This is a genomic window from Nocardioides sp. Arc9.136, assembly GCF_030506255.1.
GTDB lineage: Bacteria > Actinomycetota > Actinomycetes > Propionibacteriales > Nocardioidaceae > Nocardioides.
The window spans coordinates 4,072,914-4,092,286 of sequence record NZ_CP113431.1 but is presented as its reverse complement, the minus strand read 5'-3'; the positions used below and the strand labels follow the sequence as shown (position 1 = coordinate 4,092,286).

Below are 19,373 nucleotides of genomic sequence, written 5' to 3'. Positions count from 1 at the left end.
TTCTCGTGCCCACTGCACCCGTCCCCGCGGCTCCCCGGAGCCGGCACCGCGCCGGCGCCCTGGACATCCGCAACATCATCGGCGGCCTGCTGGGGGCCTACGGCGTGATCCTCACGCTCGTGGGCCTCTTCGGGGACGCCGAGACCGAGAAGACCGGCGGCACCAACGCCAACCTCTGGTCCGGCCTGGTGATGCTGGGCGTCGGCCTGCTCTTCATCGGCTGGGCGTCCCTGCGCCCGACCTACGTGCCCGACGGCGGCGCCGAGGCGGACACTGACGACGCCTGAGCCGGCCTGGGTCAGTGCTGCTGCTGGGTGATGTCCAGCCCGCGCGGCGCCGTCAGCCACACCACGGCCGCCATGGCGAGCATCAGCAGCCCACCCACCAGGCAGGTGTCGACCAGGGCGTCGGTGAACGCCACGGCGGCCTGCTCGGCCAGCCCGGGGAAGCCGGTGGCGGCGGCGGTGTCCGCGGCGGCCCCCAACGAGTCCGCCGCGGCGGTCGCGGCGTCGGCGGGCAGGCCGTCGGCGACGAGGTCGTCGACCCGCAGGTGGTCGCGGTAGACGACCGAGGCCACGCTGCCGAGGACCGCGACGCCGAGGACGCTGCCCACGTCGTACGCCGTCTCCTCGATCGCCGCCGCGCTGCCCGCCCGGTCCGCGGGCGTGCCGGCCATGATCATCGCCGACCCGATCGCCAGGGAGCCGGCGCCGGCGCCGACGAGCGCCATCGCGGCGGCGACCGTCCCGTAGCCCAGGGTGCCGGGCGCCAGCGGGACCAGGAGCGCGCCGAGGCCGGCGACCGCCAGGCCCGAGGCGAGGACGGTGCGCGCGCCGAGCACCCGCGCGAGCGGTGAGGCCAGCAGGGACGCCACCAGCCCGCCGGCGGCGAGCGGCAGCAGGCGTACTCCCGCCTCGAGCGGCGAGTGCCCCTCGACCAGCTGCAGCCACTGGGCCAGCAGGAGCAGGATCGCCGCCATCGCGAACATGGCGCTGAGCGCCGCCACCACGCCGGCGGTGAACGGACGCCGCCGGAAGAGTCGGACGTCGAGCAGCGGGTCGGGCCGGTGCAGGCACCGGCGGACGAACGCGACGAGCACGACCAGGGCCGCGACCAGCACGGTCCACCCCAGCGGGTCGGTGAGCGACTCCTCCTCGGCGAAGTGCTTGACCGCCCACACCAGGCCCACCATCCCGGTGACCGACATGGCGACGCCGGGGACGTCCCAGCGCGACGCGTGCGGCGCGCGGGCCTCGGGCAGGATCGTCGCGCCGGCCACGACGGCGACGAGCATGAGCGGCACGTTGACGAGGAACGCCGAGTGCCAGCTGAAGTGCTCGAGCAGCAGTCCGCCGGCGATCGGGCCGATGGCCGCGCCCAGCGAGGAGACCGCCGCCCACACGCCCAGGGCCGTCGCCCGCTCGGCGGGGTCGGTGAAGACCGACCGGAGCAGCGACAGCGTCGTCGGCATGATCATCGCGCCGCCGGCGCCGAGCAGGCAGCGGGCCGCGACGACCTCCCAGGGGGAGTCGGTGAGCACGACGAGCGCCGAGGCGGCGCCGAAGACGGCGAACCCGAGCAGCAGCAGGCGCCTGCGCCCCCAGCGGTCGGCCAGCGCCGACATGGGGATGAGCAGCCCGGCGAGGACGAGGGAGTAGCTGTCCACGATCCACAGCTGCTCGGTCGCCGAGGGACGGATGTCGGCCGCGAGCTCGGGCAGGGCGACGTTGAGGATGGTCAGGTCCATCGTCACCACGAGCAGGCTGGCGGAGAGAACGGCCAGCGAGGCCCAGCGGCGGGCGGGCGACACCTCGACGGTGCCCCCGGCGGTGTCGGTGGCGGCGCTCATGCCTCGCCCCCCTCGACGGTGCTGAGGGCGGCGATGACCGCCGCCAGCGACGCCAGGTCGAGCGGCTCGTCGTGGAACGACGCGTGCATGGCCGCCCCGTCGAGGTAGACCGCGAGCGCGACGGCCGCCCGCGGCGACACGTGGTCGCGCAGGACGGCGGTGAACCCGTCGTACCAGTGGCGCACGAGGCGGTGGAGCTCGGCGTCCCGCAGCGCGGCGGCCCACAGGGCGTTGTCGGCGCGGAGGCGCTCCTCGTCGGCGATGTAGCGGTGGAGCAGTGCAGCCAGGGTGTCCGGGCCGCTGTCCGGCGCGGCGAGGGCCTCCCGGATCTCGACCAGGCCGGCCTCGTTGGCCGCCGCGATCTGCTCGAGCGCGGCCGTGCGCAGGTCGGCCAGGGTGGCGAAGTACTGCGTCGTGGAGCCCAGGGGCACCCCGGCGCGGGCGGCGACCCGGCGGTGGGTCAGCTCGGCGCCGTCGCCCTCGAGCAGCAGCTCGACGGCCGCCTCGACGATGGCGCGGCGGCGCCCCTCGGGGTCGCGCTTGCGGGCGGGGGAGGTCATCGGGTCCTCTCGTTCTGTACGGACGTACATGTACGAGCGTACAGGACTGTGGGGCCGGCCCAGGACGCCGACGGGGTCGTGTGCCCCTCGCCGCGCCGGAGCGCGTCCTGGGGCACACGACCCCGTCGGTCGTGCGGTGCTGCCTCGGTCAGAGGTCGAAGAGCGACCCGCCCTCGGCGATCTCCACGTCGGTCCGCGGCTGGTTGGCCGCGCCGCTCGAGGTCGGCTTCGGCTTCTCCTCGGCGGGCTCCTCGTCCTCGGCGTCGGCGGCCTCCGCCTCGGCGTCGGCCTGCTCGGCCGCCGGCTCCTCGGACTCGGAGCGGGCCTCCTCCTGGGCCTCGACCTCGGCCTCGACCTCCGCCTCGACCTCTGCCTCGGGGGTGGCCTCCGCGGCCGGCTCCGGCATCGGGTCGTCGCTGGCGGCGGCCGTCGCGGCCGCGGTCAGCTGCTCCCCGCTGGGGGCGTCGACCGGGGTGGCCGGCTCGGCCGGCTTCTCGGTCGGCGTCTCGGTCGGCTCCTGCGCGGCGGGCTGCTCCGCCGGGGCGGCGCGCTCCGGCTTCCGCTCGGGCTGGGCGACGGCCGCGGGGGCGGCGATGTCGAAGAGCGAGCCGCCCTCCGGGATCGACGCCGACGGCGCGGCAGCCGCCTTCCGCGACTCGACCTCCGGGGCGGCGGTCTCGGTCTCGACGACCTCCTCGGCCGAGGTGTCCGCGGACTCGGGGCTGTGCGAGGACTCGACCACCTCGTCCTCGGTGGCCGCCGGGGCGACCTCCTCGGGCTGGGACGCCGCAGGCTGCTCGGCCTGGGGCTCCGGGGCGGCCGGTGCCTCGATGTCGAAGAGCGATCCGCCCGAGGACAGGTCGGTCTCGTTCAGCTCCGGCGCGGGGGCCTTCGACGGGGCCTTCGGCTCCTCCGCCTTGGGCTCCTCGGCCTTGGGCTCCTCGGCCTTGGGCTCCTCGGCCCTGGGCTCCTCGGCCTTCGGTGCGGCCGGAGCCGGAGCGTCGGCGGAGATGTCGAACAGCGAGCCGCCGGAGCCGAGGTCGGTCTCGTTCATCTCCGGCGCCGGCTCGGACGCGGCCTCGGACGCGGCCTTGGGCTCGGGCTGAGCCTCGGGCTTGCTCGCCGGCTCCGCCTTCGCCTCGGCCGGCTCGTCGCCGCCGAGGTCGAAGAGCGAGCCGCCGAGGGCCGGCTCGGCCTTCGACTCGGGCTTCGGCTCGGTCTTCGCCGGCTCGGTCTTCGCCGGCTCGGTCTTCTGCTCGGCCTTGGCAGGCTCGGCCGGCGCCTCCGCGGCGTCGTCGCCACCGAGGTCGAACAGCGAGGACCCGCCGCCCTGGCCGGCGGAGGAGGCGGCCTTCGCCTCCTGCGCCGGGGTGGACTCGGTCGAGGCGCTCGTGGCCTGGTCGCCGGACGCGGCGTCCGGTGCCGGGGTGTCGAACAGCGAGGAGCCGCCCGATGCCTTGGCCAGCGGCCCGGCGTCCGCGGTGTCGGTCACGACGTCGTCGGAGGCCTGCGTGTCGTCGCCGGCCTCGGGCTCGGCCTTGACCTCCTCGGAGGGCGCGGCCTTCGCCGCCGGGGCGCCGCCGCCGGGCTTGACCTTCGTGGCCACCTCGCCCTTGACCGAGGCGAGCAGCATCTGCGCGACGTCGAGGACCTCGACCTCCTCGCGGGCCTCGCCCTTGGACTGCTGGGCGGTGAGGCCGTCGGAGAGCATGACCCGGCAGAACGGGCAGCCGACCGCGATCTGGTCGGCGCCGGTGCCGACGGCCTCCTTGGTGCGGTTGAGGTTGATCCGCTCGCCGGTGTTCTCCTCCATCCACATGCGGGCGCCGCCGGCGCCGCAGCAGAAGGACCGCTCGGAGTTGCGCTCCATCTCGACGTACTCCGCGCCCGGGAGGACCTGGAGCAGCTCGCGCGGCGGCGAGTAGACGCCGTTGTGGCGACCGATGTAGCAGGGGTCGTGGTAGGTGATCGAACGCTTGTGGGCGCCCTCGCCGTCGGTGACCGGGGTCAGCTTGCCCTCGCGGACCAGGCGGTTCAGCAGCTGGGTGTGGTGGACCACCTCCAGCTCGATGCCAAACTCCTTGTACTCGTTCTTCAGCGTGTTGAAGCAGTGCGCACAGGTCGTGACGGCCTTCTTGACCTTGTACTCCTGGAAGGTCTCCACGTTCTGCTGGGCCAGGCCCTGGAAGACGAACTCGTTGCCGGCGCGTCGGGCCGGGTCGCCCGAGCAGGTCTCGCCGTTGCCGAGCACGCCGAAGGAGACGCCGGCCATGTCGAGCAGCTCGGCCACGGCGCGGGTGGTCTTCTTCTGGCGGTCCTCGTAGGCGCCGGCGCAGCCGACCCAGAACAGCCAGTCGACCTCCTCGAGGGACTCGATGTCCTCGCCGACGACCTTGACGTCGAAGTCGAGGCCCTTGGCCCAGTCCAGCCGCGCGTTGGGCGACATGTTCCAGGGGTTGCCCTTGTTCTCCAGGCCCTTGAACAGCCCGTTGAGCTCGGCGGGGAAGTTCGACTCGACCAGCACCTGGTAGCGGCGCATGTCGATGATGTGGTCGACGTGCTCGATGTCGACAGGGCACTGCTGGACGCAGGCGCCGCAGCTCGTGCAGTTCCACAGCACCTCGGAGTCGATGACCGCGGCGCCGCTGTCGGGCATGTAGAACCAGTCGTCGCCGGTGTCGCCGACGAGCGGGCGCTCCACCTCGCGGGCGAGCTTCTCGTCCTTCTCCAGCAGCGCGGTCGCGGCCTCGCTGCCCTCGCCGCCGGCGTGGACGTACGGCGCCTTCTGGTAGGTGTGGTCGCGCAGCGCGGTGATCAGCAGCTTCGGCGACAGCGGCTTCTCGGTGTTCCAGGCAGGGCACTGCGACTGGCAGCGACCGCACTCGGTGCAGGTGGTGAAGTCGAGGATGTTCTTCCAGCTGAAGTCCTCGATGGTGCCGACGCCGAGCGAGGCGTCCTCGTCGAGGTCGTCGATGTCGTCGAGGCTGACCCGCTCGCCCTTGTTGGTGAGCGGCTTGACCGCGCCGAGCGCGGTGCGCCCGGAGGCCTCGCGCTTGAAGAAGATGTTGAAGAAGACGGTGAAGCGGTGCCAGGCGACACCCATGTCGAGGTTCAGCGAGATCGTGATCATCCAGGCGAAGGAGATGAGGATCTTCAGCATCGCGACGAGGTAGATGAGGTTCTCCACCGTGCCGACCGAGAGGCCGGAGAAGGCCTGCCCGAGCCAGGCGGTGAAGGGGAAGTGCAGCAGCGAGGCGTGCTCGGAGCCCTCGTGGTCGAGCAGGGCGTACTCCAGCCCGCGCAGGACCATGATGCAGAGGCCGACGCCGAGGATGACGCTCTCGACGAAGTAGCCCTGCCACATCGTGGAGCCCCAGAACCGGCCCTTGACGCCGCGGGTGCGCTCCTTGGGACGGGTGGCGCGGTACACGATGAACGCGATGATCGCCGCGAGCATCACGACCGTGAAGAGCTCGGAGACCCACTCGTAGAGGAAGAACTCACCGATCAGCGGCAGCGTGAAGTGGGAGTCGAAGAGCTGCCCGAACGCCGTCAGCAGCGTGAAGAACAGCAGGCCGAAGCCCACGAAGATGAACCAGTGGGCGATGCCTACCAGCTTCCACTGGAGCATCCGGGTGTGGCCCAGGGTCTCCTTGACCACGACCCAGGCGCGGCGCCCGGGCTGGTCGGTGCGGTTCATCGCGGGCTGGCCGACGCGGATGACGCGGAGCATGTTCCTGATCGCTCTCGCGAACAGGGCGATGCCCACCGCCGCGATGGCGAGTGACACGACGATGGCGAAGATCTGCATGCTGCTCCTCGTAGTGGTGCCCGCCCGCAGAGCGCGGACGCGTCCGCGAGCCTAGGTGCCGCGCTCCGGCCCGTCATGGCTCGGCAGCGTGACAATCATCCTACGGACCAGTAACTTACGCGCCAGTCGAACCCGGGACGCGGGTGCGTCCCATCGGCTCATCCGAGGCGCCGGACCCCGGTCACCTCGCCCGCGCGGGAGAACGCCACCCGCACGACCACCTTCGGGTCGCCCGGGGCCTTGGCGCAGAAGCGGTACGACGCGCCGAGCCGCTGGTAGGGCTGGCCGACCGCCCGCATCACCGCGGTGGTGGTCATCCCCGGCCGGACCAGGCCGCGGACCTTCGACCACTGCCGGCGCAGCCCGGGGTTGCGGCAGGAGTCGGGACGCACGCCGTACGCCCGCTCCCAGGTCTGCAGGTAGGCCTCCGCGCCGCGGGCCATGTCGTCGACGATGTCCGCGCCGTCCTTGCCGGCCACCTGGCGCAGGTCCTCGACCCAGTCGGGGTAGAGGCCGTACTGCGCGACGCCGTCGACGTTGATGTCGAAGACCCGCTGGCCGGCGCGCTGCCGGTCGACCCGGACCCCGCCGAGGCCCCGGAACGGGTAGGTGACCTTGTTCCGGACGTCGGCGCCGCGCGGGTTGCCCTGCGCGCCGAGCCCGTTGATGTCGGCGCCGAACCCGAGGCCGAAGTAGTAGCGCTCGTCGGCCCAGCCGACGTGGCGGCGCCACTTCTCGACGAACCCCGTCGAGTCGCCGGCGTACGGCGCGACGAACCCGCCGGCGCGGTAGATCCGCGGGTAGGTGTCGGGGGTGGACCAGGAGTGGCTGGAGAGCACGCCGGGGTAGCGCATCGCCTCGATCTGGTCCATCGACTGGCGGCGGGCCTTGACGCTCATGTGGTCGGGGTCGAAGAGGATCCTGCGCTTCGCCAGCTCCTCGATGGTGTGCTCACCGAGCGTGCTGAGGCCGCGGTTGTTGCAGTGGTCGGGGCTGGGGTAGAGCGGCAGCGGGACGGTCGGGAGCCCGAGCGAGGCGATCGCGCCGAACAGCGCGTCCTGCACGCCGGCGGTGATGTCGGGGACGGCGACCTGGTTGTTGTCGTGGGACTCCCGGTCCGCGGGCTCGCAGTGCCGCATGTCCCAGAAGGTGCCGGTCTCGAGGAAGTTCGCGACGTTGACGACCGGGCCGATCGCGCCGGCGTCGCCCGCGACCCCGGAGAGCGCGTTGTCGAACTTGTTGACCAGCTCCATCTGCCGCACGCCCATCCGGTGGACCTCGGCGATCTGCCGGTCGATGTCGGCGGCGTCGCAGGCCGGGACGCCCAGCTTCATCGTGCAGCCGAACGGCACCGAGGTCTCGATGCCCATGACCACCGCCATCTTGCCGGCGTTGATCACCCGGCGCGCCTGCCACGGGTCCTTGACGATCCGGTAGAAGCCCTTGCCTGGGCCGCCGGCCTGGGCGTCGATGTAGTCCTGCATCGCGTACATGTCCTCGGCCTGCAGCCGCACCGAGTCCATGTCGTCGCAGGAGTTGCGCTTGAGCGGGTAGAGCTGGCAGAGCTGGTTGTTCTCGACGAGCAGGTTGACGAAGAGCCGCTGACCGCCGCGCCAGGCGCGCTCGAGCCACCGGTAGTAGGTGCCCTCGTGGGTGAGGGAGTTCGGCGCCGGCCAGTCCTCGAACGTCGGCCAGCCCACGGGGTCGTGGCTGGGCGTGCCGCTGAGCACCGACTCCAGCACGCCGCCGTACCCGCCGGTGACGGTGTGGTCCTCGCAGTCCACCAGCGCGTACGGCGCGCCGTACTCGTGCCAGGGGCGACCGCAGTGCGCCTCGCCGCCGAGGAACTCGAACGCCATGCCGTGGGTGTGCGCGTCGGCGTACCCGCGGACCTCCTGGAACGACGTGACGCCGGCGTGCGGACCGCCGGAGACGTCGATCTGGGACTCGGGGTACGCCGCGCAGCCCGTCGTGCGGGTGAGGGCGAACGTCGACGCCGCCCCGATCCGCAGCGGGCCGCGGTCGTTGGTGAAGGTGAACCGACCGCCCCGCTCGCGCGCGGTCCACACCGTCGCCGGGGACGGCTCGGCGACCCGCTCGCCGCCGGCGGCGAGGAAGCCGCGGTCGGCGGTGTGGAGCAGGTAGCTGCCGAGGTCGGTGGGCTTGAAGAAGACCGGGCGCCCGGCCAGGCGGTAGCAGCCGTTGGCCATCGCCCAGCGGTCCTGGGGCCGGGCCCGGCGCGGCTGCGCTACCGCGGCCTCCCGCAGCCGCGGGTCGGGCAGGGCCCGCTCGGCCTCGACGTACGCGGCGGCGGCGCGGGCCTCGGCGGCGGTCGTCGGGTCGCTGGTGTCCTCGGCGCCCACCGAGCGCGAGATGGAGTTCTTCGAGGCGTCCATGGCGACCTTGGTCGCGGTCGCGTCGGCGAACTGCTGCTCCAGCGAGCCACCGCGCAGGCCGGCCGCGCCGGGGAGCGCGAGGGCCGCGGCGAGCACGCCGCCGGCGGCCGCGCCGGTGACGGCGAGCCGCCCGGCGGTGCTCCACCGGCGGCGCCGGCCCTCGGGACGGTCGGACGGCGTGCGGCGTGCGGGCATGCGGGCTCCCCCGGGTAGCGCAGCGTTCCGCCCCGGAACGGACGGGGCAGGACGTGGAACCTAGTCAGGTTCCGTTGCCGGGGTCAACGGTCCACCGGCATCGGGGCTACGGCGTCCGAGCCCGCCGACGGCGGCCAGGATCAGCAGGGTCCCCACGACGCCGCCGACGCCCACCCGCTCGTCGAGGAACACCGCCGCCACCAGGGCGGCGGTGACCGGTTCCAGGAGGGTCGCCACGACCGCCGCGCTGCCGTCGGCCGTGCGCAGGCCCGCGTAGAGCAGGCCGTAGGCCAGAGCCATGGTCATCAGCCCCAGGTAGACCAGCGTGGTCACGACCACCGGGTCCGAGGTGAGCACCGGTTCGCCCCGGACGGCGTCGGCGAGGAGGAACGGCGCCAGCGCGAGGGCACCGACGCTCGTGGTCGCGGTGGTGAGCGTGAGCGGTCCGGTGGCGCGGGCCAGCGGCTCGCCCAGCGCGGTCGCGAGCGCGTACGCCGCCCCCGAGGCGACGGCCAGCGCGACACCGAGCCCGGGGTGGGGGCCGGTCGTGCCGCCGCCGTGGCCGGCGAAGACGCTGACCAGCACCAACCCGGTCAGGGCCGCGGCCAGGACCAGCAGGCGCTCGCCGGTGGGCCGGCGGCCGTGCCGGACGGCGTCGGCGACGGTGAGCAGCACCGGGGCCAGCCCGAGGCTCACCACCGTCGCCACCGTGACGCCGACCGCGACGACCGCGCCGAAGTAGAGCGCCTGGTAGGCCGCGGTCCCGCACCCCACGAGCAGGACCCGACGCGGACGCTCCCGCAGCAGCCGGGCCAGGGACCCGCCCGCCCGCAGGGCGACCACGGCCAGCAGGAGGACGGCGGCCGCGAGGCCCATCCGCCAGGCGCTGATGGTCAGCACCGACATCGGGACGTGGTCGCGGACGACCCGCACGCCGAGCCCGCCGGTGCCCCACAGGACGCCGGCCAGCGAGATCTGCAGCAGGCCCAGCCGCGGGTCGTGCCGGCCGGCCGCTGCGCTCACGCGACGCCCCCGAGCCGGCGGGTCAGCTGCGCCGCGGTGCGCCGTACCTCCTCGGCGAGGGCGGCGGCGTCGACCGCAGCCCCGGCCGGGCCCTCGGACGGGGTCTCGGACGGGTAGGTGACCGCGACCCCCGCCATCGGGTGCCCGTTGTGGTCGACGACCGCGGAGGCGACGCTGGCCAGCCCGGGGGTGACCTCGCCGTCCTCCGTGGCCCACCCGCGCTGGCGGGTCTCGGCAAGCATCACCCGCAGCGCGCTGAGGGTGCGCGGCCCCTGCCCGTGCCGGTCGACGAAGGCGTCCGGGGAGGGGTAGAGCGCCCGGACCTGGGCGGCCGGGAGCCGGGCCAGCAGCGCTCGACCGCTCGCGGTGAGCGAGGCCGGCAGCCGTACCCCGACGTCGGTGACGAGCGGGGGGCGGCCGGGGGCGCGCTCCTCGAGGACGTAGAGGACGTCACGGCCGTGCAGGACGGCGAGGTGCGCGCTCTGCCCGACCCGGTCGACGAGGGCGGCGAGCGGCCGCCGGGCGATCCGCTGGAGCGGCTCCTGGCGGGAGTAGCCGCTGCCGACCTCGAAGGCGGCCACGCCGAGGCCGTACCGGTGCTCCTCGGCGAGGTGGACGACGAAGCCCTCGGCGATCATCGCGTTGAGCAGGTGGTACGCCGTGCTGCGCGGCAGGTCGCAGGCGCGCACGATGCGCTCGAGCGGCGCCGGGTCGGGCTGGCTGGCCAGGAAGCGCAGCACCCGCAACGCACGCGTCGCCGCCGGCACCTGACCCATGGCCGGAGAGCCTAGGGGTGGTGCCGACGGCGCTCGCGCGGCGTCGCGGGTGTCGGGCCGGGTGTCGGGCCGGGTGTCGGGCCGGGTGTCGGGCCGGGTGTCGGGCCGGGTGTCGGGCCGGGTGTCGGGTCAGACGTCGCGGCGGTGGGCGCCGGTCTCGCCGGTGCTGCCGTCGGTGGGGAGCCCGCTGGTCGTGCCGGGGGTGGTGTCAGGGGTGGTACCGGGGGTGGTGCCGGTGGTGGACCCGGGGGTGCCGGGGGTCTGCGGGCCGGCGGTGGTCGGCGGCTCGGGGGTGTAGTCGGAGGAACGGTGGTCCACGTCGGGGTCGAGCCGGTCGGCCTCGCGCAGGACGTCCTCCTGGCGAGCTTGCTCGTGGGCGAGCCCGGTGTTGGCGTGCTGGGCGCGCAGCTCGGCCTTCTCCGCCTCGGCGCGCGCCAGCTCGGCGCGGGCCTCGGCCTCGCGGGCCTCCACCTCGGCCTGGGAGACGCCGGTCGAGTGGGTGACGGCCTGGTGCCGCAGCTGCTGCGCCTCGACCCGCTGGTGGGCCTCGCGCTGCTTCTTCTTCTTGCGCATCAGCGCCGCGAGCAGTGCCGCCAGCAGCAGCACCACGACCACGGCCACGATGATCCAGATCCACTTGTCGTCCATGCGGGACCCGGTACCCCCTGCGCGGGCCGTCACGCCCGCCGGGCCGGAGGGTCAGACCAGCTCGGTCTCCTCGCGGACCGGGACCAGCGGGGCCGCCACCAGCGGGAACAGGGCGGCGAGCCCGAACGCCGCGGCGTACCCCCACGTCGCGACCATGACGCCGGCCACGGGCGGGACGGCGGAGGCGGCGAGGTACTGCGCGGTGTTCTGCACCCCCAGCGCGCGACCGCTCCAGGCAGGGCCGGAGCGCTCCGCGACGGCGGTGAAGGCCAGGCCGTTGTCGGCGACGGTGATCACCGTGGCCAGCACGACCAGCGGGACGGCGACCGCGGAGTCCGTCCCGGCGGCGACGCCGAGCAGCCCCATGGAGACGCCGGCGGCGACCGCGACCCAGCGCAGGGGGCGCATCCGGGCGCCCACGACGTCGGAGAGCCAACCCGCCGCGATCCGGCCGAGCGCGCCGACGACCTGCGCGCCGGCGACCAGCGACCCGGCGGCGGCGGCCGACCAGCCGCGGTCCTGGACCAGCCAGACCAGCGCGAAGGTCCACACGAGGAACTGGGGGACGACGAGGAGCACCGAGACGCCGTGGATCCGGGCCAGGTAGGAGTCCGCCCGGTAGGGGTTCGGCGCCGGCTCGGCGCGCGAGTCGGGCCGCGGCGGGTCGACGACGACCGCGGCGACCAGGGCGGCGGCCAGCGCGGCGGCGATCGTCGGGACCCACAGGGCGGCGCCGACACCGTGCCGCTCGGCGACGACGGCGATCGAGATCGCGGCGATGCCGACGCCCGCCGGCTGGGCCATCTGCCGCACGCCCATCGCCAGGCCGCGCCGCTCGGGCGGGAACCACCCGACCACGACGCGGCCGCTCGCGGACCCGGTGCTGGCCGCGGCGGCGCCGGCGAGCAGCAGGGTGAGCGCCAGCGGCACGGTGCCACCGACGAACGTCGCGACCGCTCCGACCGCGGTGGTCGCGCCCAGCCCGGTCAGCAGGACGAACCGCTCGCCACGCCGGTCGACCACGAGGCCCCACAGCACCAGCGCCAGCATCACGCCGACCGTCGGCGCCGCGGCCACCACGCCCGCCTCGGCCAGGCTCAGCCCGACGCGGTCGTGGAGCGCGGGGATGAGGAACGCCGGTCCGTGGATCATCACCGCGGCCGCGCCCTGGGCGAGCGTGCTCGCGCCCAGCATCGCCCAGCGACGGGTGCCGCTGATGGCCGAGGTGTCCGACGTGGTGCCCGGTGCTGCGCTCACCGGGCCAGTCAACGCCCGGCCGCGCGCCGTACCCGCCCGATCCCGTCCTGTGGCCCTGTGAGAAATCAGCCAGGCCGCGGCCGGGACCCGGGAGCGGACAGAGGAAGGGGACGCCCGGAGGCGTCCCCTTCCTGGTCGTGCGGGGTGGAGCTGGTCGAGCGGGCCGCTACTTCTTCACACCCGACGGCTTGATCTCGAGCCGGGCGTTGCCCAGGTTGACCGTGGCGCCGGTGCCGTCGAGCAGCGTCAGCCGCACGGCCGTCACCCTGATGCCGAGCCGGGTCTTGTCGACGACGTTGGCCTCGAGGCGCACCAGGCCCGGGATCTCGAGCGCCTGGCCCGGGTCCGGGATCGCCTGCGCCTCGCCGTTGAGGACGATCTCGCCGATCGTGGTGCCCGAGGCGTTGCGCTTGACCCGCCCGTCACGGAAGCGGGTCACGTTGGCACGGGCCTTGATCGCGTTGATCGTGAGCGGGCCGAGCTTGATGCCGGCGATGGTCGACTCCTCGAAGCCGGTCGCCAGCTCGTTGGTCTGGCGGCCCATCTGGCGGTTGCGGACCGCGCCGACGACGATCTGGTCGGCCAGGTCGAGCCCGGCGACGGACTTCTCCTTGACCTTGCCCTCGGTGCCCTGGCACGGCATGTAGGACAGCGGGAGCGGGCCGGACTTGATGTTCTGGTCCAGGGCGTCGACCTGGGTGCCGTGCGCCTGGCCGCGGAAGCGACCGACCTTGACGCCGCGGTTGATCCGGGCGGCGGAGTGCGCGATCCGGACGACGGTGTCGGTCGGCTCGAGGACGACCTTGATCGCGTTGCCCGCGGCGTAGGCGCCGGACGCGTTCGCGTAGCCGTGGTGGTCGCCGAGGGAGATCGTGGCGAGGCCCGGGATCCGGATCGGCGTGTTGGGGGTCGGGATCGGGAAGGTGTCGCCACCGGCCCGGATGCTTCCGATCGTCGTCTCGACCGACTTGTGGAAGCCGGACCCGTCGTGCCAGACGGTCGCCTTGGAGGTGACGCCGCGGAGCGTCAGGGCGCCGCCGAGGCTGATCCGGGCGACGTCGTGCTGGGAGACGACGGTCGTGCGGCTCCTCGACTTGTTCGTGAAGGTGTTGACGCGCGTGCGCACGCCGTCGACCTGCCCGAGCCCCGGCAGGGTGACCCCGGCGACGTCGTTGCGCCGGGCGATGCCGGCCTTGTTGGTGCAGCCGATCACCTGGTACGCCGTGGTGCCGGACGTGGCGGGGATCGAGCCGCCCTGGACGCGGGTGCCGTAGCCCGCCGCCTTCATGGCGAACTCGGTCCGCACCTTCGCGGCGGGTGCGCGATCGACGGGGGCTGCCTGGGACGTGCTGGGGACGACGAGGATCGCCGAGGCGACCGCGAGGGCGGTGGTCGCCCCGAGGGGGAGGTACCGACGCATGTGAGCTCCTGGGTTGGTGGGACGCACCCCCCGTGCGCCCCACGATGTGCTGCTGGCCTGGGTGGAGTCCCCTGAGGAGCCGTGGGCGAAACCTCGGGGGACCGTGCTGTCCTGGCAGGCGCCGGGGCCCTGGGTGCGGGCCTGGTGCGTGCGGAGGATCGGTGTACCAACGCGGCGACGCCGGAATGGTCACGCCGGACGATCCCGCCCGCCTGAGGTCTCGGATCCGAGACGCGTGGGCGGCCGGGCCCCTGGTGACGCCCCGCGCGGCGTCCGACGATGGCGGCATGTCCAGACAGGTGAGCGGTGCGGTGGTCGTCGGTGTCGGGCCGGTGAGCCCCCGCGACGTGGTGCGGGTCGCCCGCGGAGGCGCGCGGGTCGAGCTCGCCGAGGAGGCGCTCGCGGCGCTCGACCGCGCCCGCCGGGTGGTCGAGGAGCTCGCGGCGGGGCCGGTGGCGACGTACGGCGTGTCGACGGGGTTCGGTGCGCTGGCGACCCGGCACATCCCGACCGAGCAGCGGGCGCAGCTGCAGCGCTCGCTGGTGCGCTCCCACGCCGCCGGGTCGGGCCCGGAGGTCGAGCGGGAGGTGACCCGGGCGCTGATGCTGCTGCGGCTCTCCACCCTCGCCACCGGCCGCACCGGCGTCCGGCCGGGGACCGCGCGGCTGCTGGCCGACCTGCTCAGCCACGGCATCACCCCGGTGGTCCACGAGCACGGCTCGCTCGGGTGCTCCGGCGACCTCGCCCCGCTGTCCCACTGCGCGCTCGCCCTCATGGGCGAGGGGACGGTGCGGGACGCGGCGGGGGAGCTGCGCCCGGCTGCGGACGCGCTCGCCGACGCCGGCCTGGAGCCGGTCGAGCTGGCGGCCAAGGAGGGCCTCGCGCTGATCAACGGCACCGACGGCATGCTCGGCATGCTCGTGCTGGCCGTCGAGGACCTGCGGATGCTGCTGCGCACCGCCGACGTCGCCGCGGCCATGTCGGTCGAGGGACAGCTCGGCACCGACCGGGTCTTCGCCGCGGACCTGCAGGCCCTGCGGCCGCACCCGGGCCAGGCCGCCTCGGCGGCGAACCTGGTGGGCCTGCTCGCCGGGTCCGCGATCGTCGCCTCCCACCGTGGCCCGGACTGCAACCGGGTGCAGGACGCCTACTCCCTGCGCTGCTCGCCGCAGGTCCACGGCGCGGCGCGGGACACCGTCGAGCACGCCGCCCTCGTCGCCGGGCGCGAGCTGGCCTCGGCCATCGACAACCCGGTCGTCGTCACCGACGGCGGGCCGGGTCGGGTGGAGTCGAACGGCAACTTCCACGGCGCACCGGTGGGCTACGTGCTCGACTTCCTCGCGATCGTCGCCGCCGACGTCGCCTCGATCAGCGAGCGGCGCACCGACCGGTTCCTCGACAAGGCCCGCAACCACGGGCTGCCCCCGTTCCTCGCCCACGACGCGGGGGTCGACAGCGGCCACATGATCGCGCAGTACACCCAGGCCGCGATCGTCTCCGAGCTCAAGCGGCTCGCCGTCCCGGCCTCGGTCGACTCCATCCCGAGCTCGGCGATGCAGGAGGACCACGTCTCGATGGGCTGGTCGGCCGCGCGGAAGCTGCGCCGGGCCGTCGACGGGCTGACCCGCGTCGTGGCCATCGAGGTCCTCACCGCCGCCCGGGCCCTGGACCTGCGTGCCCCGCTGACCCCGTCGCCGGCCACCGGCGCCGTCGTGCGCCTGCTGCGCGACGCCGGGGTCGAGGGCCCCGGGCCGGACCGCCACCTCGCCCCCGAGATCGAGACCGCCGTCGGCCTGGTCGCCTCGGGAGCCGTCGTCGAGGCCGTCGAGACAGTGGTCGGAGAGCTGGCATGAGGGAGATCAACGCGCCGCGAGGCACGGCGCTGAGCGCACGGTCCTGGCAGACCGAGGCGCCGCTGCGGATGCTGATGAACAACCTCGACCCCGACGTGGCCGAGCGGCCCGAGGACCTCGTGGTCTACGGCGGCACCGGCCGGGCGGCGCGGTCGTGGGCGGCGTACGACGCCATCTGCACGGCCCTGCGCGACCTGGCCGACGACGAGACCCTGCTGGTGCAGTCGGGCAAGCCGGTCGGGGTCATGCGCACCCACACCTGGGCCCCGCGGGTGCTCATCGCCAACTCCAACCTCGTCGGCGACTGGGCGACCTGGGAGGAGTTCCGGCGGCTGGAGGACCTCGGGCTGACGATGTACGGCCAGATGACGGCCGGCTCGTGGATCTACATCGGCACCCAGGGGATCCTCCAGGGCACGTTCGAGACCTTCGCGGCGGTGGGCGAGAAGCTCGCCACCGGGGCGGTCACCGGCCGCGGCGGCTCGCTGGCCGGCACGATCACCGTGACGGCCGGCCTCGGCGGGATGGGCGGCGCGCAGCCGCTCGCGGTCACCATGAACGACGGCGTCGTGATCTGCGTGGAGTGCGACCCCGCGCGGATCCAGCGGCGGATCGACCACCGCTACCTCGACGCCCGGGCCGACTCCCTCGAGCACGCCCTCGAGCTGGCCGTCGCCGCGCGCGACGAGCGCCGGGCGCTCTCGATCGGCGTGCTCGGCAACGCCGCCGAGGTGCTGCCGCGGCTGGTGGAGATGGGGGCGCCGGTCGACGTGGTCACCGACCAGACCTCGGCGCACGACCCGCTGGCCTACCTGCCGGTCGGCACCGCCTTCGAGGACTGGGAGCGGGAGCGGACCGCCGACCCGGCCGGCTTCACCGAGCGGGCGCGCGCGTCGATGGCGGCGCACGTGCGGGCGATGGTCGAGCTGCAGGACCGCGGCGCGGAGGTCTTCGACTACGGGAACTCCATCCGCGACGAGGCGCGCAAGGGCGGCTACGACCGGGCGTTCGACTTCCCGGGCTTCGTGCCGGCCTACATCCGGCCGCTCTTCTGCGAGGGCAAGGGACCCTTCCGCTGGGCCGCGCTCTCGGGCGACCCGGCCGACATCGCCGCGACCGACCGGGCGGTGCTCGAGCTCTTCCCCGAGGACGAGAAGCTGCGCCGCTGGATCACGCTGGCCCAGGAGCGGGTCGAGCACCAGGGGCTGCCGGCGCGGATCTGCTGGCTGGGGTACGGCGAGCGGCACCGCGCGGGGCTGCGCTTCAACGAGATGGTGGCCAGCGGGGAGCTCTCGGCGCCGGTCGTCATCGGGCGCGACCACCTCGACTGCGGGTCGGTCGCCTCGCCGTACCGCGAGACCGAGGGGATGCTCGACGGCTCCGACGCCATCGCCGACTGGGCGCTGCTCAACGCCCTGGTCAACACCGCCTCGGGCGCCACCTGGGTCTCCATCCACCACGGCGGCGGGGTCGGCATCGGCCGCTCGATCCACGCGGGCCAGGTGTGCGTGGCGGACGGCACGGCGCTGGCGGCGGAGAAGATCGAGCGGGTGCTGACCAACGACCCGGCGATGGGCGTGGTGCGGCACGTGGACGCGGGCTACGAGCGGGCCGACCAGGTGGCGCGCGAGCGCGGCGTACGGGTGCCGGTGCCGTTCAGGTCGCGGCAGGCCTGAGCGCCGTACGCCGCACGAGCGGCGCGACGGGGGAGAACAGCAGGGCGTCGGGCAGGACCAGGAGCACCTCGCGGCGTCCGCTGAGGCCCACGAGGCCGTCCCGCACGGCGGAGCGCAGCTCGATCCGGCCCTCCCAGACCTGGTAGAGCGTCGAGAGCGAGGAGTCCACCCAGACGTCGACCTCGTGCCCGGGATCGGTGAAGCACAGCGACACGTCGTGGGGCGAGATCACGAACCAGAACCGGCGCCGCCGCCCGTCGGAGAGGCGCACGTGCAGCACGACCCGCCGCCCGCCGAACGGCGCGGCGTCGATCCCGCCGCGGATCCACCACATCAGCACCGTCGGGTCCAGCTCGTCGGAGCGCGGCTCGCCGAACGCCCACCGGGCGCCCCACTCGGCGAGGCCGAAGATGATCGGGTGCAGCTCCTGGCAGGCCGGGGTGGGGCGGTACTCCTCGCCGTCGTGGACGAGCAGCCCGTGCCGCTCCAGCAGGTCGAGCCGCTTGGAGAGGATCGCCCGGGACATCGTCGGCAGGCCGCGTGCCAGCTCGTTGAACCGGTTCGCGCCGAGCAGGAGGTCCCGGACGATGAGCAGGGTCCAGCGGTCGCCGAGGATCTCCAGCGACCGGGTGATCGGGCAGTACTGCCCGTACCGGGACATCCCTCCATGGTGGACCCGGGGGTTCAGTTTGTGAACTAGCGGCGACCACCCGATCGGCGCACCGTCGAGGGATGACCCAGACACTCAGCACACCCCCCGACGCGACCAGCACCCCGACCGTGACCGACGAGCAGGTGGTCGCCCTGGCCGCCGAGGTCGGCGCCGTCGCCGCCGAGCACGACGCCCGCCACGACCGCGACGCGACCTTCGTGACCGAGGCGTACGACGCCGCGCACGCCAACGGCTACCTGCGCCTGGCCGTGCCGGCCGACCTCGGCGGCGGCGGTGCGACCCTCCGCCAGCTCGTGCTGGCCCAGGAGGAGCTCGGCCGCTGGTCGGGAGCCACCGCGCTGTCCTCGACCATGCACCTCTACCTCACCCTCGTGCAGCGGTGGCGCCGCCGGCGCGGTGCGCCCGGTGCCGAGGCGGTGCTCCGCGCGGTGGCCGACGGGCTCGTCATGGCCACCAGCGGGGGCTCGGACTGGGTGAGCCCCACGACGGTGGCCACGCCGGTCGAGGGCGGCTACCGGCTCGACGGTCGCAAGACCTTCTGCAGCCAGGCGCCGGTCGCCGGCGTCGTCTCCACCAGCGCGGTGGTCGGCGCGCCCGGCCCGGGGGGCGGAGGTGGTCCACGCGGGCGTGCCCCTCTCGGCGGAGGGGGTGTCGATCGTGGAGACCTGGGACACCCTCGGCATGCGCGGGACCGCCAGCCACGACCTCGTGCTCGACGGCGTGTTCCTGCCGGCCGCCGGGGTGCTCGGGACCCGGCCGTACGGCGTGCTCGCGGGTCCGCTGCTCGTGGCCGCGATCCACTTCGCGCCGCTCGCGGGCGCGGCGTACCTCGGCGTCGGCCGGGGCGCCTGCGACGAGGCGGCCCGGCTGCTCCGCACCCGGCCCGACCCGGCCGCGGGGGCGGTCCGCGCGGTGGGCGAGATGCGGGCGCGGCTGCGGGTGGCGCGCTGGGCGCTGCTCGGCGCGGTGGCGGAGACCGGCGACGACCTGGCCGCCGACGCGGAGACGCTCACGACGCTGATGACCGCCAAGCGCGAGGCGGTGCTCGCCGCCCGCGCGGTCGTCGACCAGGCGATGGAGGTGGCGGGCGGGGCGGCGTTCTTCAAGCGGTCGCCGCTCGAGCGGGCCTACCGCGACGCCCGGGGCGGCCCGTTCCACCCGCTGACCCCGGAGGCCACCCTCGACCTCGTCGGCCGGCGGACGCTCGCCGAGGGGTGAGCCCGGGCCCGGCGGGGC

The 19,373-nt window shown here is 74.5% G+C and carries 14 protein-coding genes and 1 pseudogene; 5 read left to right on the top strand and 10 right to left on the bottom strand.

What is annotated here, in order from left to right; genetic code table 11:
* The first annotated feature begins 5 nt into the window (after positions 1-5).
* Positions 6-287 carry a hypothetical protein gene (locus tag OSR43_RS19760; RefSeq protein WP_302268510.1) on the top strand — a complete coding sequence of 94 codons (282 nt, stop codon included), beginning with the start codon at positions 6-8 and terminating at the stop codon, positions 285-287.
* Positions 288-298: 11 nt separating this feature from the next.
* On the opposite strand, the gene OSR43_RS19755 is transcribed toward OSR43_RS19760, so the two are convergent.
* From OSR43_RS19755 to OSR43_RS19715, 9 genes are all read right to left on the bottom strand, one after another.
* Positions 299-1,849: an MFS transporter gene (locus OSR43_RS19755; protein WP_302268509.1), complete on the bottom strand. Its 1,551-nt coding sequence runs from the start codon at positions 1,847-1,849 to the stop codon at positions 299-301.
* Complete coding sequence (locus OSR43_RS19750; protein ID WP_302268508.1) at positions 1,846-2,409, bottom strand: TetR/AcrR family transcriptional regulator; 564 nt, start codon at positions 2,407-2,409, stop codon at positions 1,846-1,848. The genes OSR43_RS19755 and OSR43_RS19750 overlap by 4 nt, the downstream gene beginning before the upstream one ends.
* 148 nt (positions 2,410-2,557) lie before the next feature.
* On the bottom strand, positions 2,558-6,220 hold the full coding sequence (locus OSR43_RS19745) for a heterodisulfide reductase-related iron-sulfur binding cluster (protein WP_302268507.1): 3,663 nt from the start codon (positions 6,218-6,220) through the stop codon (positions 2,558-2,560).
* Positions 6,221-6,378: 158 nt separating this feature from the next.
* Positions 6,379-8,811, bottom strand: a complete 2,433-nt coding sequence (locus OSR43_RS19740) for a hypothetical protein (RefSeq protein WP_302268506.1) — start codon at positions 8,809-8,811, stop codon at positions 6,379-6,381.
* Positions 8,812-8,871: 60 nt separating this feature from the next.
* On the bottom strand, positions 8,872-9,834 hold the full coding sequence (locus tag OSR43_RS19735; RefSeq protein WP_302268505.1) for a DMT family transporter: 963 nt from the start codon (positions 9,832-9,834) through the stop codon (positions 8,872-8,874).
* Positions 9,831-10,610: an IclR family transcriptional regulator gene (locus OSR43_RS19730; protein WP_302268504.1), complete on the bottom strand. Its 780-nt coding sequence runs from the start codon at positions 10,608-10,610 to the stop codon at positions 9,831-9,833. Before OSR43_RS19730 ends, OSR43_RS19735 begins: the two co-directional genes overlap by 4 nt.
* 129 nt (positions 10,611-10,739) lie before the next feature.
* Positions 10,740-11,258, bottom strand: coding sequence for a hypothetical protein (locus OSR43_RS19725; RefSeq protein ID WP_302268502.1), 519 nt, complete (start codon positions 11,256-11,258; stop codon positions 10,740-10,742).
* A 51-nt stretch (positions 11,259-11,309) separates the two neighbouring features.
* Positions 11,310-12,515 carry an MFS transporter gene (locus OSR43_RS19720; protein WP_302268501.1) on the bottom strand — a complete coding sequence of 402 codons (1,206 nt, stop codon included), beginning with the start codon at positions 12,513-12,515 and terminating at the stop codon, positions 11,310-11,312.
* Positions 12,516-12,681: 166 nt separating this feature from the next.
* Positions 12,682-13,935 carry a choice-of-anchor P family protein gene (locus tag OSR43_RS19715; protein ID WP_302268500.1) on the bottom strand — a complete coding sequence of 418 codons (1,254 nt, stop codon included), beginning with the start codon at positions 13,933-13,935 and terminating at the stop codon, positions 12,682-12,684.
* Positions 13,936-14,222: 287 nt separating this feature from the next.
* Here OSR43_RS19715 and hutH point away from each other — a divergent pair, with 287 nt between their 5' ends.
* Complete coding sequence (gene hutH / locus OSR43_RS19710; protein ID WP_302268499.1) at positions 14,223-15,788, top strand: histidine ammonia-lyase; 1,566 nt, start codon at positions 14,223-14,225, stop codon at positions 15,786-15,788.
* Positions 15,785-17,464, top strand: a complete 1,680-nt coding sequence (gene hutU, locus OSR43_RS19705) for a urocanate hydratase (RefSeq protein ID WP_302268498.1) — start codon at positions 15,785-15,787, stop codon at positions 17,462-17,464. The genes hutH and hutU overlap by 4 nt, the downstream gene beginning before the upstream one ends.
* Here hutU and OSR43_RS19700 read toward each other — a convergent pair.
* Positions 17,445-18,125: a helix-turn-helix domain-containing protein gene (locus OSR43_RS19700; RefSeq protein WP_302268496.1), complete on the bottom strand. Its 681-nt coding sequence runs from the start codon at positions 18,123-18,125 to the stop codon at positions 17,445-17,447. The two genes, hutU and OSR43_RS19700, sit on opposite strands and share 20 nt — an antisense overlap.
* Positions 18,126-18,196: 71 nt before the next feature.
* Here OSR43_RS19700 and OSR43_RS21330 point away from each other — a divergent pair.
* Both OSR43_RS21330 and OSR43_RS19695 read left to right on the top strand, forming a co-directional pair.
* Positions 18,197-18,487 (top strand): annotated as a pseudogene (locus OSR43_RS21330) (acyl-CoA dehydrogenase family protein); the annotation flags it as partial.
* Positions 18,488-18,764: 277 nt separating this feature from the next.
* Positions 18,765-19,355 (top strand): acyl-CoA dehydrogenase family protein, encoded by a 591-nt coding sequence (locus tag OSR43_RS19695; RefSeq protein ID WP_302268494.1) that lies wholly within the window; start codon positions 18,765-18,767, stop codon positions 19,353-19,355.
* The last annotated feature ends 18 nt before the right edge of the window (positions 19,356-19,373 follow it).

Bases quoted from the DNA above. Each gene is read 5' to 3' on its own strand.
- OSR43_RS19755 (WP_302268509.1), bottom strand. From the start codon at position 1,849: ATGAGCGCCGCCACCGACACCGCCGGGGGCACCGTCGAGGTGTCGCCC.
- OSR43_RS19750 (WP_302268508.1), bottom strand. From the start codon at position 2,409: ATGACCTCCCCCGCCCGCAAGCGCGACCCCGAGGGGCGCCGCCGCGCC.
- OSR43_RS19745 (WP_302268507.1), bottom strand. From the start codon at position 6,220: ATGCAGATCTTCGCCATCGTCGTGTCACTCGCCATCGCGGCGGTGGGC.
- OSR43_RS19740 (WP_302268506.1), bottom strand. From the start codon at position 8,811: ATGCCCGCACGCCGCACGCCGTCCGACCGTCCCGAGGGCCGGCGCCGC.
- OSR43_RS19730 (WP_302268504.1), bottom strand. From the start codon at position 10,610: ATGGGTCAGGTGCCGGCGGCGACGCGTGCGTTGCGGGTGCTGCGCTTC.
- OSR43_RS19725 (WP_302268502.1), bottom strand. From the start codon at position 11,258: ATGGACGACAAGTGGATCTGGATCATCGTGGCCGTGGTCGTGGTGCTG.
- OSR43_RS19715 (WP_302268500.1), bottom strand. From the start codon at position 13,935: ATGCGTCGGTACCTCCCCCTCGGGGCGACCACCGCCCTCGCGGTCGCC.
- hutH (WP_302268499.1), top strand. From the start codon at position 14,223: ATGTCCAGACAGGTGAGCGGTGCGGTGGTCGTCGGTGTCGGGCCGGTG.
- hutU (WP_302268498.1), top strand. From the start codon at position 15,785: ATGAGGGAGATCAACGCGCCGCGAGGCACGGCGCTGAGCGCACGGTCC.
- OSR43_RS19700 (WP_302268496.1), bottom strand. From the start codon at position 18,125: ATGTCCCGGTACGGGCAGTACTGCCCGATCACCCGGTCGCTGGAGATC.